The sequence below is a fragment of the Bacteroides ihuae genome (assembly GCF_900104585.1).
Taxonomy (GTDB): domain Bacteria; phylum Bacteroidota; class Bacteroidia; order Bacteroidales; family Bacteroidaceae; genus Bacteroides; species Bacteroides ihuae.
In genome coordinates, this window is the sequence record NZ_FNVX01000004.1 from 634688 (window position 1) to 648881 (window position 14194).

A 14194-nucleotide genomic window follows, 5' to 3' on the forward strand; every position below is an offset into this window, starting at 1 on the left:
ATAAAAATAAGATGAATATAACAGATTTGAAGCACAGCGATTCCGGTAATTTCTTTCTTCTTGCCGGCCCTTGTGTTATTGAAGGTGAAGAGATGGCTATGCGCATAGCCGAACGAATAGTGGAAATGACTGATCGATTGAAGATTCCCTATGTATTTAAAGGTTCATATCGAAAAGCAAACCGTTCAAGACTTGACTCATTCATGGGGATAGGTGATGAAAAGGCTTTAAAGATTTTGCAGAAAGTAAGTCGGACATTCAACGTGCCTACAGTTACGGACATTCATACTGCCGAAGAAGCTGCTATGGCTGCTGAATATGTTGATGTGCTCCAAATACCCGCTTTCTTGTGCCGGCAAACAGATTTGCTTGTTGCTGCTGCCAAAACCGGCAAGATAATTAACATCAAAAAAGGACAATTCTTATCTCCAATGTCCATGCAATTTGCAGCCGACAAGGTAGTGGAAGCAGGAAATAAGAATGTGATGATCACAGAAAGAGGAACGACCTTTGGTTATCAGGACTTGGTGGTCGACTTTCGTGGAATACCTCAAATGAAAACATTTGGCTTCCCGGTAATTATGGATGTTACCCACTCCTTGCAACAGCCCAACCAAACGAGTGGGGTTACCGGTGGCATGCCTCAGTTGATAGAAACAGTAGCCAAAGCAGCCATAGCTGTTGGAGCAGACGGCCTGTTTATTGAAACACACGAAAACCCTGCAGTAGCCAAAAGCGATGGAGCCAATATGTTACAGCTCGACTTGCTCGAAGGATTGCTAACTAAACTGATACGTATACGGGCAGCTATTAACCAATAAATAAAAGAGACCGCGCAAATACACGATTGCATTCCGGGAAATAAATAAAAAGTTTTTTATATAAAAAGAAGAATATGTTTGTGATTTATAAAGAAGGGCACACGACATATTGAGCGTAAAAACAAATTTAATTTTAGAACATAATGAAACATCTATTTCGCGGTTTATCTGTTGCTGTTATAGCCGTATGCTGTAACACAGGCTTTGGCTTTGCACAGCAAATGCCTCCTATCCCCGTTGATCCAAATGTTCGAATCGGGAAACTTGAAAATGGTCTTACGTATTACATCAGAAAGAATAATCTGCCCGAAAAAAGAGCAGATTTTTATATTGCACAAAAAGTAGGTGCTATTCTGGAAGAACCTGCACAACGTGGCTTAGCACACTTCTTGGAGCACATGTGCTTCAACGGTACCAAACACTTCCCCGGAAATGCATTAAAAGAATATTTGGAAACAATCGGTGTGAAGTTTGGTGAAAACCTAAATGCCTATACCTCCATAGATGAAACTGTTTACAACATTTCTAATGTACCTGTAATGCGTGAAGGACCTATCGATTCATGCTTGCTCATTCTGCACGACTGGTCAAACGACCTATTGTTGGAAGGCAAAGAGATAGACAAAGAGCGAGGAGTGATTCATGAAGAATGGCGTACCCGCATGAGTGCTATGCAACGTCTTCAAGAGAAGTCTCTACCACAAATGTATGCCGGAACCAAATATGCTGACTGTATGCCGATTGGTAGTATGGACATTGTAGACAACTTTAAATATCAGACACTCAGAGATTATTATGAAAAATGGTACCGTCCTGATCTGCAAGGAATAATCGTTGTAGGTGATATTGATGTGGATGCCATGGAAGCCAAGATAAAGAAAGTCTTTTCGGATATCCCCGCACAGCCTAATGGCGCTAAACGTGTTTATTATCCGGTGAACGATAACAAAGAACCGATTGTTGTTATCGAGCAAGATAAAGAACAACCAAACATACAGATATTGGTATTCAACAAGCATGAAACGACTACCGACGATCAAAAGGGAAACATGGGCTACCTCGTAGGTGACTACGCAAAGAAACTTATCGCTAGCATGCTGAATGCACGCCTGAACGAGCTAACTCAAACAGCCAATCCTCCTTATATTTATGCCGGAGCAGATGATGGAATGTTCTTTGCTTCTAAAACAAAAGATGCCTTTACAGGAGTCGTTGTTTGCAAAGAGGGAGAAATAGAAAGTGGATTGTCTACATTGTTGCGAGAAATAGAACGTGCCAGAAGATTTGGCTTTACCGAATCAGAATATGTGCGTGCACGTGCTGAATATCTTCGCCAATTGGAATCAGCATTCAACGAACGCGATAAGAATAAAAATGAAAGTTACGTAAATGAGTATGTACGCAACTTCTTGGACAAAGAACCCATACCGGGCATTGAGAATGAATATGCTATTATCAATCAAATAGCACCTGCCATACCTGTAGCTGCGTTAAACCAAATGATGCAAACATTGGTAACAGACAGTAATCAGGTTGTTGCCCTCTTCGGTCCTGAAAAAGAAGGACTCAAATATCCTACAAAAGACGCTATCCTCGAAGTTCTCAAAAAAGCGAAAACGGAAGAACTCACTGCTTATGTAGATAAAGTATCCGACAAACCATTAATGTCAGAAAAGCCAAAAGCCGGCAAGATTCTATCAGAGAAAAACGACCCGGCATTCGGAACAACAACACTGACTCTGTCTAACGGTGCTAAAGTCATCATCAAAAAAACAGATTTTAAAGCTGACGAGATACAGATGAAAGCTGTCAGTCTAGGAGGAAGCTCTTTGTTTCCTACTTCAGAAATCATCAACATCAAATCGCTAAATGACGTAATCGCAGCAGGTGGTTTAGGAGAGTTCAGCACAGTAGAACTTCAAAAAGTACTTGCCGGAAAGAAAGCATCTGTTTCTGCCCAAGTGGGTGATAAGACAGAAACCATTAAAGGTGACTGTTCTCCAAAAGATCTTGAAACAATGCTGCAACTCACTTACCTATCCTTTACAGCACCACGCAAAGATGTTGAAGCATTTGAGTCTTACAAGAACCGCACAAAAGCTTCGTTGTTGAATCAAGAGATGAATCCGATGATTACATTTGTAGATTCCATTCAAGGAGGCATCTATATGAATCATCCGAGAATGCAGAGACTAAAAGCGAATATGATAGATAAGATCGATTATGATAAAATTCTATCAATGTATAACGACCGCTTTAAAGATGCCAGCGACTTCACCTTTATTCTGGTGGGTAACGTAGACATTGAAGCCGCTAAACCGCTGATTGCTGAATACATTGCTTCTTTGCCATCCATCAAGCGAAAAGAAACATTCAAGGACAACAAAGTAGACATGCGTAAAGGAACCTATAAGAATGAATTCATCAAGCAACAAGAAACAGCCAAAGCGTCTGTATTTGCATTCTATAACGGTACCTGCAAATATGATTTGAAAAATAGCTTACTAATAAGTATGACCGATCAAATCCTTAACCTTGTCTATACTGAAAAGGTAAGAGAAGAAGAAGGTGGAACTTACGGCGTAAACGTAGGAGGAGATCTCCAAAAATATCCTAAAGAGCAGTTTGTACTCCAAATCATGTTCGATACCGCACCTGCTAAGAAAGATAAATTGACTAGCATTATCTTCAGTGAATTAGATAACTTAGGTAAAAATGGTCCTTCCGAAGCTAACCTGAACAAAGTAAAAGAGTTTATGCTCAAAAAGTATAAAGAAGACTCAAAGGAAAACAGTTTCTGGCTCGGCACGATTGATGATTACCTATTCACGAATGTGGATATGACAAAAGATTATGAAGCAATACTAAACAGTATAACAGCTAAAGACATTCAGAACTTCGCCACTTCTATATTCAGTCAGAAAAATGAAGTAGAGGTGACCATGATTAGTCCTGAGAAGAAGTAACCAGAAACAAACACTTATTATGCTTTTTAAGGAACTATATAAACACCACAGGCTGGCCGCTAAACGCCATCCAATGTACGAGAAGAACAAATTTGGAAAGTTCTTTATGTACTTCACGGCAGTGTTTTGGGCAGGATATCTCATCTTCTTCGGAACCACATTTGCACTCAGCTTTGCTGAAGAAGTACCTAATATGGAGCCGTACAATGTGATGAATAAAGGGTTGATCTTTGTGTTTGCTCTCGACTTCCTGATGCGTTTTCCTTTTCAGAAAACGCCAACACAAGAAGTGAAACCTTATCTATTGATACCGATAAAACGAAATAAGATTCTTGATTTCCTGTTGCTTCGATCGGGCCTGGATATATTTAACATCGTCTGGTTATTCATGTTTGTGCCTTTTGCGATTATCACTGTGACCAAGTTCTTTGGAGTAACAGGGATTATCACCTATTCTTTAGGTATTTACCTACTTGCGGTTCTAAACAACTACTGGTATCTGCTCTGCCGCACGCTAATAAATGAACGAATATACTGGATTGCCTTACCCATTGCGGTTTACGCCGCATTGGGGGCAATCATGTTTATTCCTGAGAAGAATTTCATTAGCATTTTCACCATGAATTTGGGAGGAGCTTTTATTGAAGGGAATATTCTGGCTTATTTGGGTACTCTGGCGGCCATCGCACTTTTATGGATGGCCAACCGGAAGATCATGATTGGGCTCGTATATGCTGAACTAAATAAAGTAGAGGACACGAAAGTTAAACATGTGTCGGAATATAAATTTCTGGAACGCTACGGAGAGATTGGCGAATACTTTCGCTTGGAACTGAAGATGCTTTTCCGTAATAAACGATGCAAAACTTCGTTGCGAAGCATTGCACTTATTGTGTTGCTCTTTTCCGGTCTGCTAGGCTTTTCTGACGTGTATGATGGAGCTGTCATGAAAAGTTTTACTTCCATTTATGCTTTTGTAGCTTTTGGTATGGTAATCTTAACACAGATCATGAGCTTTGAAGGAAATTACCTGGATGGATTGATGACTCGTAAAGAGTCTATATTCAGTCTGCTAAAAGCGAAGTACTACCTCTATAGCATGGGAGTAATCATTCCGTTTATCTTCATGATTCCAGCTATGGTGATGGGGAAATTAACACTACTAGGTGCTTTCTCATTCGCTTTCTTCGCTATCGGACCTGTTTATTTCATGTTATTCCAATTAGCGGTATATAACAATAAAACGGTTCCTTTAAACGATGGAGTTTCCGGTAGACAAGGGTCGGGAAGTGCCTTTCAAATGATGGTAAGTTTCGCTGCTTTCGGTATTCCTATGATACTCTATTCTGCATTAAATGCCCTGTTCGGAGAGGTCATTGGACAATGGATTCTGCTAGGCATTGGACTGGCATTCATGTTGACTTCACATCTCTGGATTCAAAATGTGTACAAGCGTTTTATGGCAAGACGATACAAAAACATGGAAGGATTCCGGGATACAAAATAAGTATTAAGCAATAAAACAAAGAATAGAATTATGATAACCATCAATAATCTGCAAAAGAACTTCGGTGAAAAGAAAGCCGTCGATATTGAAAATTATACCATCAACCAAGGAGATATGATCGGACTAGTGGGAAACAATGGAGCCGGCAAAACGACTCTTTTCCGACTAATACTCGATCTACTCAAAGCGGACAATGGTAGCGTAACCATCAACAACATTGAAGTAAGCAAAAGTGAAGAATGGAAAATTTTCACCGGCGCTTTCATTGACGATGGTTTCCTCATTGATTACCTCACTCCTGAAGAATATTTCTACTTTATAGGCAAGATGTATGGACTCAAGAAAGAAGAGGTGGACGAACGACTGGTTCCTTTTGAACGCTTTATGAACGAAGAGGTGATCGGACAGAAGAAATTTATCCGTAACTTCTCGGCTGGTAATAAGCAAAAAATCGGCATCCTCTCTGCTATGCTACACAAACCGCAATTATTGATTCTTGATGAACCGTTCAACTTTTTGGATCCAAGTTCGCAATCAATCATTAAGCATATGTTGAAGAAGTATAATGAAGAAACAAATGCCACTATATTGATTTCAAGCCATAACTTAAATCACACGGTAGATGTATGCCCGCGCATTGCGCTGCTAGAGCATGGCATCATTATTCGTGATATTATTAATGAGAATAGTTCTGCTGAAAAAGAACTAGAAGAGTACTTCAACGTAGAGTAAATTGATGAAGAAGTGCTCTATTTACTTGTTGGCACTGGTCGCTGCGGCAATGAGCATGAGCTCTTGCCGCACGTCTGCGCCCAAGCTTGATTACCGAGCATTGGCCTGAATGAAGCATATTACAAAAAGCACTGGATAGGCGGCGGTAGAATCAGATAACCATTAGAATCAATTATATGAAAAGGAATCTTCTTATTTTATTCGTTGCGAGTTTAGCACTCAATGTAAACGCACAGTTGTTATGGAAAGTATCCGGCAAAGGCTTGAGTAAACCTTCGTATATTTTAGGCACCCATCATCTGGCTCCTCTTAGTATTATCGACAGCATCAAAGGATTGCAAACAGCATTCGATGCTACCACACAAATCATCGGAGAATTGAATATGTCCGAAGTACAAACTCCGGCCGCAATGCAACTTATGCAACAAAAAATGATGATTGAAAACGATACGACACTCCAAGTACTTTTCACTCCGGAACAATACGCTAAAATAAACAACTTCACAAAAGAGAATCTGGGCTTTGACCTATCGCAGATGCCAAAAGTAAAGCCTGCATTCATAGACAACAATGCAGTGGTCATTCTATATATGAAACATGTTGGAAACTTTAAGCCACAAGAACAACTAGATACTTACTTCCAAACAAAAGCTCTTGAAAAAGGGAAAAAAGTTGGTGCGTTAGAAACCCTTGACTTTCAGCTCAATCTTCTCTATAATAGCATGTCTCTCCGCCGACAAGCAGAATTACTCTTGTGCGAACTTAGCGATGTAGATAAACTTATCAATAACGCAAAAGAACTGACTTCTGCTTATATGAATCAGGAATTGGATACGATGTATGAAATTTCACTAGAGAAAAATGGTGCGCCTTGTGATCCCCTACCAAGAGAAATGGATGCAATAATTAGCAACCGAAATAAAGCGTGGAGTACGAAATTACCTGCATTGATGACCGTAGAGCCCACATTTGTAGTAGTAGGCGCACTACATTTACCAGGTGAAGAGGGACTATTAAATCTCTTAAAAAAACAGGGATACACCCTACAAGCGGTAAGATAAACATTCAGAATTAAATAATATTCATTATTTTTGCGACTAATTAGAATTAAAACGTAAAGCAATGAATAAGAACCGTGTGCAAGCATACATACGCCTAGCCAACAACAAACAGCGTCATGGTAAAATCATATCGACATACACCGACATAGAGAAGCATTACTGCAATAATTGCTACGCAGAATTTGAAGGCAATTATTGCAGCAATTGCGGACAGAGCAGATATTCAACACGCTTTACTTATAAGTCTGTTCTACAGAATATTCTTCACGGCTTGGTTAACGTTGATGGCTCTTTCTTCTTTACTGTCAAGGAACTATTCACTCGCCCCGGCTATATGATAAATGACTATATAGCCGGAAGGCGAGTTATTTATTTTCGTCCGATTCAAATGCTCTTCATCCTTGGAGCATTGTATATGCTACTTATGCATAGCCTACATCCTGTTGCTGCCGATGTAAGTAACAAAATCGTTGAAGTCGACAACGTTAACCTGAATCTCAATGACTATAATCTGGTCCATTGGCTCAAGTCACCATTCATTCAATCTGTTATTAGAATGCTGCAACAGTGGTTTAGCGGCAACAAAGCATTAGAAATTCTATGTACTCTCCCCATCTATGCACTTGCTACTCGTTGGGCTTTCCATGGGCGCTTCCACAATCAACACTATAATCTAGTAGAATTCATTTTTGTGCGCGCCTATGCTGCATGCCAAATATTGATCGCATCCATCATCTTACTTCCTTTCATGGGCAGCAGTGATGAAGGCATACCTTGGTGGTTAGAAGTTTTGTTTTCGGTATGGATTTATGCGCAACTCTTCAGAGGTAAAATGGGGTATACAATAAAAAAAACAATATTAATGTACGTCTATTTTGGGTTAATCTTTGTTCTGCTAGCAATCATAATTGTGGCTATACTGGCTTTATTGGCATATATAGTCCGTTTATTCGCATAAAAAAGGAAATAAAAGTTTGTCTGACTAAAATAAAAGCACTAATTTTGTGCCTGATTATTCCGCATCGGGTAAACCAAGTGTTCTTTAAGTGATTAAAGGCCACCCGCCGGAGAAAACCTGTTTAACAATATTATAACAGATGTACGCAATTGTAGAGATTAACGGTCAGCAGTTTAAAGCTGAAGCCGGAAGAAGGTTGTTCGTTCACCACATGCAAGATGCTGAGAACGGTTCGACTGTAGAATTTGACAAAGTTCTTTTGGTAGACAAAGACGGAGTTGTAACAGTAGGTATTCCTACAGTTGAAGGCGCAAAAGTTGTTTGTCAAGTTGTGACAAACCTTGTAAAAGGCGACAAAGTAATCGTTTTCCATAAGAAAAGAAGAAAAGGTTACAGAAAACGCAACGGTCACCGTCAACAGTTCACTGAGTTAACAATCACACAAGTAGTAGCTTAATCCAATTAAATTTAAGAAGAAATGGCACATAAAAAAGGTGTCGGTAGTTCTAAGAACGGCCGCGAATCAGCAAGTAAAAGATTAGGCGTGAAGATATTTGGTGGCGAAACTTGCAAAGCAGGTAACATCATCATTCGTCAAAGAGGTACTGCTTTCCACCCGGGAAACAACATGGGTATGGGCAAGGACCACACTCTTTTCGCTTTGGTAGATGGAGTAGTTTGCTTCAAGAAAGGCAAAGAAGATAGAAGATCTGTATCTATCATCCCTGCTGAAGTAGAGCAAAAAGAAGCAGAAGCATAAGTTTCTCTTATAAACTGAATTAAAAGAAGGAGATACGATCTATACGATTGTATCTCCTTCTTTTTTATAGATAGATAACATCTTATATTTATTTTATTTATCTTTGTGCTCGCTAATTGAAGTATCATAAAACAAGATAGATATGCTTACCATTAAACAGATTACAGAAAATACAGACACGGTAATCCGTGGGCTGGAAAAGAAACACTTCAAAAATGCCCAAGAGGTGATTGCTCAGGTTATTGAAGTGAACGACAAGAGACGTAACGCACAAAATCAATTAGATAAAACTTTGGCTGAAGTTAATTCTCTCTCGAAAGGCATCGGTCAACTGATGAAGGAGGGAAAGAAAGAAGAAGCCGAAACTGCACGTACGCAGGTAAGCGAAATGAAAGAAGGCATCAAAGAGTTGGAGACAGCGATGAACGAAGCCTCTACTGAACTACAAACCCTGCTTTATACGATTCCAAATGTACCGAATGAAGGAGTACCCGAAGGATTTGGCGCAGACGATAACGTGGTGGAACGTATGGGTGGACACGATGCCGAACTTCCTACCGACGCCCTACCCCATTGGGAATTAGCTAAAAAATATGATCTTATTGACTTCGAGCTTGGCGTGAAAATAGCCGGAGCCGGATTCCCTGTATATAAAGGTAAAGGCGCCCGCCTACAAAGAGCGCTTATTAACTTCTTCCTCGATGAAGCGCGTGACGCTGGTTATCTGGAAATTGAACCACCATACTTAGTGAATGCTGCTTCGGGCTATGGCACGGGACAACTTCCTGACAAAGAGGGACAAATGTACCACGACAATACGGACGACTTATACCTGATACCAACAGCAGAGGTACCGGTTACAAATATCTATCGTGATGTTATTTTGGAAGAGAAAGAACTTCCGATAAAGAATTGTGCTTATTCTGCTTGTTTCCGTCGCGAAGCAGGTTCATACGGCAAAGATGTACGTGGTCTAAATCGTTTGCATCAATTTAACAAGGTAGAGATTGTACGCATCGACAAGCCGGAACATTCTTACGAATCGCTCCATGAGATGATCGCCCATGTTGAAAACTTAGTTACGAAGTTGGAATTGCCATACCGTATTCTTCGTCTTTGTGGCGGCGATATGGGCTTTACTTCTTCCATCACGTTCGACTTTGAAGTCTTCTCTGCTGCACAAAAACGATGGTTAGAAGTTAGCTCGGTGTCAAACTTCGAGTCTTACCAAGCCAACCGATTGAAATGTCGTTACCGCACCGGAGAGAAGAAAACCGAACTTTGTCATACGCTGAATGGCTCTGCACTAGCTTTACCCCGTATCGTTGCTGCTCTGCTGGAAAATAACCAAACTCCGGAAGGAATCAGAATACCAAAAGCCTTGGTTCCTTATTGTGGATTTGATCTAATTGATTAAGAAAGTTCATTCATCAAAATAAATAAAAGCAGCCGCCTCAAAAGGGTGGCTCTTTTTTTTGCAATTCCCAGATTAGCCGTATCTTTGCGAAGCATCACTCTGATATCGGCTACGTAAGAATTAGAACAAAATTATTAGATAATGAACAAAATCGTCAACAAAGAGCATTTCTCGGAAAAGGTTTTTAAACTAGAGATTGAAGCTCCACTTATCGCAAAAGCACGCAAAGCAGGTCATTTCGTTATTGTTCGCGTTGGAGAAAAGGGCGAACGTATGCCTTTGACCATCGCCGGAGCAAATATTGCTAAAGGCACCATTACCTTAGTAGTTCAGGAAGTTGGCCTTTCGTCCATCCGCTTATGCGAATTGAATGAAGGAGACTACATCACAGATGTAGTTGGACCATTGGGACAAGCCACACACATTGAAAACTTCGGAACAGTAGTCTGTGCCGGCGGAGGTGTGGGCATCGCTCCTATGTTACCCATCGTACAGGCACTTAAAGCTGCAGGCAACCGTGTGATAACGGTACTCGCAGGACGTTCCAAAGAACTGATTATTCTGGAAAATGAAATACGTGAAAGCTCGGACGAAGTTATTATAATGACCGATGATGGTTCTTACGGCCGCAAAGGCTTAGTAACTGAAGGAGTAGAAGAGGTGATTAAACGTGAGAAAGTAAACAAATGTTTTGCCATTGGCCCTGCCATCATGATGAAGTTTGTATGCTTACTTACGAAGAAATATGAAATACCAACGGATGTATCACTCAACACCATCATGGTAGACGGTACCGGTATGTGTGGCGCCTGCCGCATCACTGTGGGAGGAAAAACCCGGTTTGTATGCGTGGACGGACCGGAATTTGATGGACATCAGGTAGACTTTGATGAGATGCTGAAACGCATGAGCGCTTTCAAAAGCATCGAACGCGAAGAGATGAATAAGCTGGCAACAACATGTGAAGCAGTTAAGGTTATAGATGAAAACGGACGAACAGCTCCATGGCGCGAGGAATTGCGTAAAGCTGTTAAGGCTAAAGAACGTGCCGATATTCCACGTGTTAAGATGAATGAACTCGATGCAGAGTATCGCTCTCATAGCCGCAAAGAAGAGGTGAACCAGGGACTTACTGCGGAGCAGGCGGTTATTGAAGCCAAGCGTTGCTTAGACTGTGCCAACCCGGGATGTATGGCGGGTTGTCCGGTAGGAATTGACATTCCTCAATTCATTAAAAATATCGAACGCGGAGAATTCCTTGAAGCTGCCAAGACGCTAAAAGAAACCAGTGCGCTGCCTGCAGTATGCGGCCGTGTATGTCCACAAGAGAAACAGTGCGAATCTAAATGTATCCACCTAAAGATGGGGAAAGAAGCTGTTGCCATTGGCCATCTGGAACGTTTCGCAGCCGATTATGAACGTGAAAGCGGACAGATATCCGTACCTGCCATTGGAAAGAAGAACGGTATAAAGATAGCGGTTGTAGGTTCCGGACCTGCGGGTTTGGCCTTTGCCGGAGATATGGCAAAATATGGCTATGACGTAACTGTATTTGAGGCACTCCATGAGATAGGTGGTGTGTTGAAGTATGGTATCCCTGAATTCCGCCTGCCAAACAAGATTGTTGATGTGGAGATAGACAACCTCTCAAAGATGGGAGTAAACTTCGTAAAGGACTGTATTGTGGGTAAAACAATCAGTGTGGAAGATTTGCAAGAAGAGGGTTTCAAGGCTTTCTTCGTGGCTTCGGGTGCAGGCTTACCTAACTTTATGGATATTCCGGGCGAGAACTCCATCAACGTGATGTCGTCTAACGAATACCTGACGCGCGTAAATTTAATGGATGCCGCCAGTCCAGACTCTGATACTCCGGTTTCTTTGGGCACAAACGTTGCCGTAATTGGCGGAGGAAATACAGCAATGGACTCTGTTCGTACAGCTAAACGCCTGGGTGCAGAAAGAGCGATCATCATTTATCGCCGTTCGGAAGAAGAAATGCCGGCACGCTTGGAAGAGGTGAAACATGCCAAAGAAGAAGGAATAGAATTCCTCACGTTGCACAACCCTATCGAATATCTGGCCGATGAACTGGGGCGGGTAAAGCAAGTGGTTTTGCAAAAAATGGAACTTGGCGAACCGGATGCTTCGGGCAGACGTAGCCCCATCGCTATTCCGGGAGCAACTGAAACAATCGACATCGACTTGGCCATTGTCAGTGTAGGCGTATCGCCCAACCCTATTGTGCCTAGTTCCATCAAGGGACTCGAAGTGGGCCGCCGAGGAACCATCACAGTGAACGATGATATGCAATCGTCCATTCCGATGATTTATGCCGGAGGCGACATTGTAAGAGGTGGAGCAACGGTTATTCTTGCTATGGGCGACGGGCGCAAAGCTGCCGCTGCCATGAACATGCAATTGAAGAAATAGCAGTTTCTTAATCCAAACATGTAAATATATAGCACCTAGCCCTACAGGCCTTCTGAGAGGGGTTTGGTGAACTAGTTACTTCACTGCGGTGAACTAACTAGTTCAGCGTGGTTAACTAACTAGTTCACCACGCTGAAGTTATATGATCAACAAAACTAGGTCTATTTGTAAAGATAGCTAACCGTCAAACAAAAAGCTCTGCCAATAATGGCAGAGCTTTTTGTTTATATCAATCGGGTCAAATCACTTTACGACACTATTCGTTTGTGGATCCGGAAAGATCACAATAGGTTTAAACGACTTAGCCTCATCAAAGTCCATCAAGGCATACGACATGATAATCACAATATCATCAGGTTGTACCTTGCGTGCGGCAGCACCATTCAGGCAAATCATGCCCGAGCCTCGCTCACCTTTAATCACATACGTTTCAAAGCGTTCACCGTTATTATTATCTACGATATGCACCTTCTCACCTGCAATCATATTGGCAGCATCCATCAGATTCTCGTCAATCGTTATGCTACCCATATAGTTCAGATTGGCTTCTGTAACACGAGCGCAATGAATTTTCGATTTCAACACTTCAATCATCATAAGGTCTGGTCCATTTTTAAATTAAACTTCTTTGTACTTTACATTATCAATCAGGCGTATTTCACCGCTGAAAACCGTAATGCATCCTACCACATAGGACGTTTCTTCCCAGCTATTAACCCGCTGTAGCGTGTTTCCATCTACTATTTCAAAGTATTCCAAGCGTAGGCCCGGTTCTGCTGAAATAGCATCTTCCACAAACTGTTGCGTTTCGCTCACACTGTGAGTGGCTGCAAAGGTACGACTTTTAAATAATGTCTGGGATATTTTTAAAGCCTTTTCGCGTTCCAAAACCGAAAGACGTGCATTACGACTACTCAAAGCCAATCCATCTTCTTCACGAATAATAGGACATCCCACGATTTGGAGTGGATAATGCAATTGTTTCACCATCTCACGAATAATAGCCAACTGCTGAAAATCCTTCTCACCAAAGTAAGCCCTGTCAGGCTGCACAGCGTCGAACAGCTTACTCACAATTTGGCACACACCATTAAAATGTCCGGGACGAAAAGCCCCCTCCATTACTGTGTCTAACGGAGCAAAGCTAAATTTTCGATCATCCTGTTCCGGATACATCTCCTCTACCGAGGGGGCAAAAGCAAAAGAAGCTCCGTTAGCCTCAAGCAATTCGCAGTCGGCATCCAATGTACGAGGATATTTTATCAGATCATTCTTATCGTTAAACTGGGTAGGATTTACAAAAACACTAATCACAGTCACATCATTTTGGGCTACACTGCGCTTCACCAGAGATGCATGTCCCGCATGCAAAGCTCCCATAGTGGGCACCAGTCCCACCTTTTTACCTTGGGCCTTTAAAACTGATAGCTCAGCTTGCAAACCCTTGATAGTATGTATTACTTTCATTTGAATTAGTTTATAACACTTTTGTTATTTAAAAAAAACTGTGCAAAATAAACCATTATTTACCACATAACGAAG

12 protein-coding genes are annotated in these 14194 nt (G+C 41.4%); 10 read left to right on the forward strand and 2 right to left on the reverse strand.

Going from position 1 to position 14194, the window contains the following annotated elements; all coding sequences use genetic code 11:
* Nucleotides 1-11 precede the first annotated feature (11 nt).
* From kdsA to BQ5338_RS03450, 10 genes are all read left to right on the forward strand, one after another.
* Nucleotides 12-821, forward strand: a complete 810-nt coding sequence (kdsA, locus tag BQ5338_RS03405; protein WP_071145396.1) for a 3-deoxy-8-phosphooctulonate synthase — start codon at nucleotides 12-14, stop codon at nucleotides 819-821.
* A 143-nt stretch (nucleotides 822-964) separates the two neighbouring features.
* A complete protein-coding gene (locus BQ5338_RS03410; protein ID WP_071145397.1) occupies nucleotides 965-3787 on the forward strand; it encodes a M16 family metallopeptidase in 2823 nt (940 codons plus the stop codon).
* A gap of 19 nt (nucleotides 3788-3806) precedes the next feature.
* Nucleotides 3807-5294 (forward strand): DUF5687 family protein, encoded by a 1488-nt coding sequence (locus tag BQ5338_RS03415; RefSeq protein WP_139265165.1) that lies wholly within the window; start codon nucleotides 3807-3809, stop codon nucleotides 5292-5294.
* A gap of 30 nt (nucleotides 5295-5324) precedes the next feature.
* Nucleotides 5325-6026, forward strand: a complete 702-nt coding sequence (locus BQ5338_RS03420) for an ABC transporter ATP-binding protein (RefSeq protein ID WP_071145399.1) — start codon at nucleotides 5325-5327, stop codon at nucleotides 6024-6026.
* Between the two features lie 176 nt (nucleotides 6027-6202).
* Nucleotides 6203-7087 carry a TraB/GumN family protein gene (locus BQ5338_RS03425; protein WP_071145400.1) on the forward strand — a complete coding sequence of 295 codons (885 nt, stop codon included), beginning with the start codon at nucleotides 6203-6205 and terminating at the stop codon, nucleotides 7085-7087.
* A 61-nt stretch (nucleotides 7088-7148) separates the two neighbouring features.
* Nucleotides 7149-8045 carry a DUF3667 domain-containing protein gene (locus tag BQ5338_RS03430; RefSeq protein ID WP_071145401.1) on the forward strand — a complete coding sequence of 299 codons (897 nt, stop codon included), beginning with the start codon at nucleotides 7149-7151 and terminating at the stop codon, nucleotides 8043-8045.
* A gap of 139 nt (nucleotides 8046-8184) precedes the next feature.
* Nucleotides 8185-8502 (forward strand): 50S ribosomal protein L21, encoded by a 318-nt coding sequence (gene rplU / locus BQ5338_RS03435; protein WP_071145402.1) that lies wholly within the window; start codon nucleotides 8185-8187, stop codon nucleotides 8500-8502.
* 21 nt (nucleotides 8503-8523) lie between these two features.
* Nucleotides 8524-8805 carry a 50S ribosomal protein L27 gene (gene rpmA, locus BQ5338_RS03440; protein ID WP_071145403.1) on the forward strand — a complete coding sequence of 94 codons (282 nt, stop codon included), beginning with the start codon at nucleotides 8524-8526 and terminating at the stop codon, nucleotides 8803-8805.
* Between the two features lie 142 nt (nucleotides 8806-8947).
* Entirely contained in the window at nucleotides 8948-10222 is a 1275-nt protein-coding gene (serS, locus tag BQ5338_RS03445) for a serine--tRNA ligase (RefSeq protein ID WP_071145404.1), read from the forward strand.
* Between the two features lie 141 nt (nucleotides 10223-10363).
* A complete protein-coding gene (locus BQ5338_RS03450) occupies nucleotides 10364-12652 on the forward strand; it encodes a bifunctional dihydroorotate dehydrogenase B NAD binding subunit/NADPH-dependent glutamate synthase (RefSeq protein WP_071145405.1) in 2289 nt (762 codons plus the stop codon).
* Between the two features lie 243 nt (nucleotides 12653-12895).
* Here the strand turns inward: BQ5338_RS03450 and panD are convergent, their stop codons facing one another.
* Both panD and panC read right to left on the reverse strand, forming a co-directional pair.
* The gene (panD, locus tag BQ5338_RS03455) at nucleotides 12896-13249 is read right to left on the reverse strand and encodes an aspartate 1-decarboxylase (protein ID WP_071145406.1); all 354 of its coding nucleotides are present in this window, start codon (nucleotides 13247-13249) and stop codon (nucleotides 12896-12898) included.
* A gap of 21 nt (nucleotides 13250-13270) precedes the next feature.
* The gene (gene panC / locus BQ5338_RS03460) at nucleotides 13271-14119 is read right to left on the reverse strand and encodes a pantoate--beta-alanine ligase (RefSeq protein ID WP_071145407.1); all 849 of its coding nucleotides are present in this window, start codon (nucleotides 14117-14119) and stop codon (nucleotides 13271-13273) included.
* Between the last annotated feature and the right edge of the window lie 75 nt (nucleotides 14120-14194).

What these genes read in the sequence shown, in the direction of transcription:
- panC (WP_071145407.1), bottom strand. Translation starts at nt 14,119, where the DNA reads ATGAAAGTAATACATACTATCAAGGGTTTGCAAGCTGAGCTATCAGTT.
- BQ5338_RS03450 (WP_071145405.1), top strand. Translation starts at nt 10,364, where the DNA reads ATGAACAAAATCGTCAACAAAGAGCATTTCTCGGAAAAGGTTTTTAAA.
- BQ5338_RS03420 (WP_071145399.1), top strand. Translation starts at nt 5,325, where the DNA reads ATGATAACCATCAATAATCTGCAAAAGAACTTCGGTGAAAAGAAAGCC.
- BQ5338_RS03425 (WP_071145400.1), top strand. Translation starts at nt 6,203, where the DNA reads ATGAAAAGGAATCTTCTTATTTTATTCGTTGCGAGTTTAGCACTCAAT.
- rplU (WP_071145402.1), top strand. Translation starts at nt 8,185, where the DNA reads ATGTACGCAATTGTAGAGATTAACGGTCAGCAGTTTAAAGCTGAAGCC.
- kdsA (WP_071145396.1), top strand. Translation starts at nt 12, where the DNA reads ATGAATATAACAGATTTGAAGCACAGCGATTCCGGTAATTTCTTTCTT.
- BQ5338_RS03410 (WP_071145397.1), top strand. Translation starts at nt 965, where the DNA reads ATGAAACATCTATTTCGCGGTTTATCTGTTGCTGTTATAGCCGTATGC.
- BQ5338_RS03415 (WP_139265165.1), top strand. Translation starts at nt 3,807, where the DNA reads ATGCTTTTTAAGGAACTATATAAACACCACAGGCTGGCCGCTAAACGC.
- rpmA (WP_071145403.1), top strand. Translation starts at nt 8,524, where the DNA reads ATGGCACATAAAAAAGGTGTCGGTAGTTCTAAGAACGGCCGCGAATCA.
- panD (WP_071145406.1), bottom strand. Translation starts at nt 13,249, where the DNA reads ATGATGATTGAAGTGTTGAAATCGAAAATTCATTGCGCTCGTGTTACA.
- serS (WP_071145404.1), top strand. Translation starts at nt 8,948, where the DNA reads ATGCTTACCATTAAACAGATTACAGAAAATACAGACACGGTAATCCGT.
- BQ5338_RS03430 (WP_071145401.1), top strand. Translation starts at nt 7,149, where the DNA reads ATGAATAAGAACCGTGTGCAAGCATACATACGCCTAGCCAACAACAAA.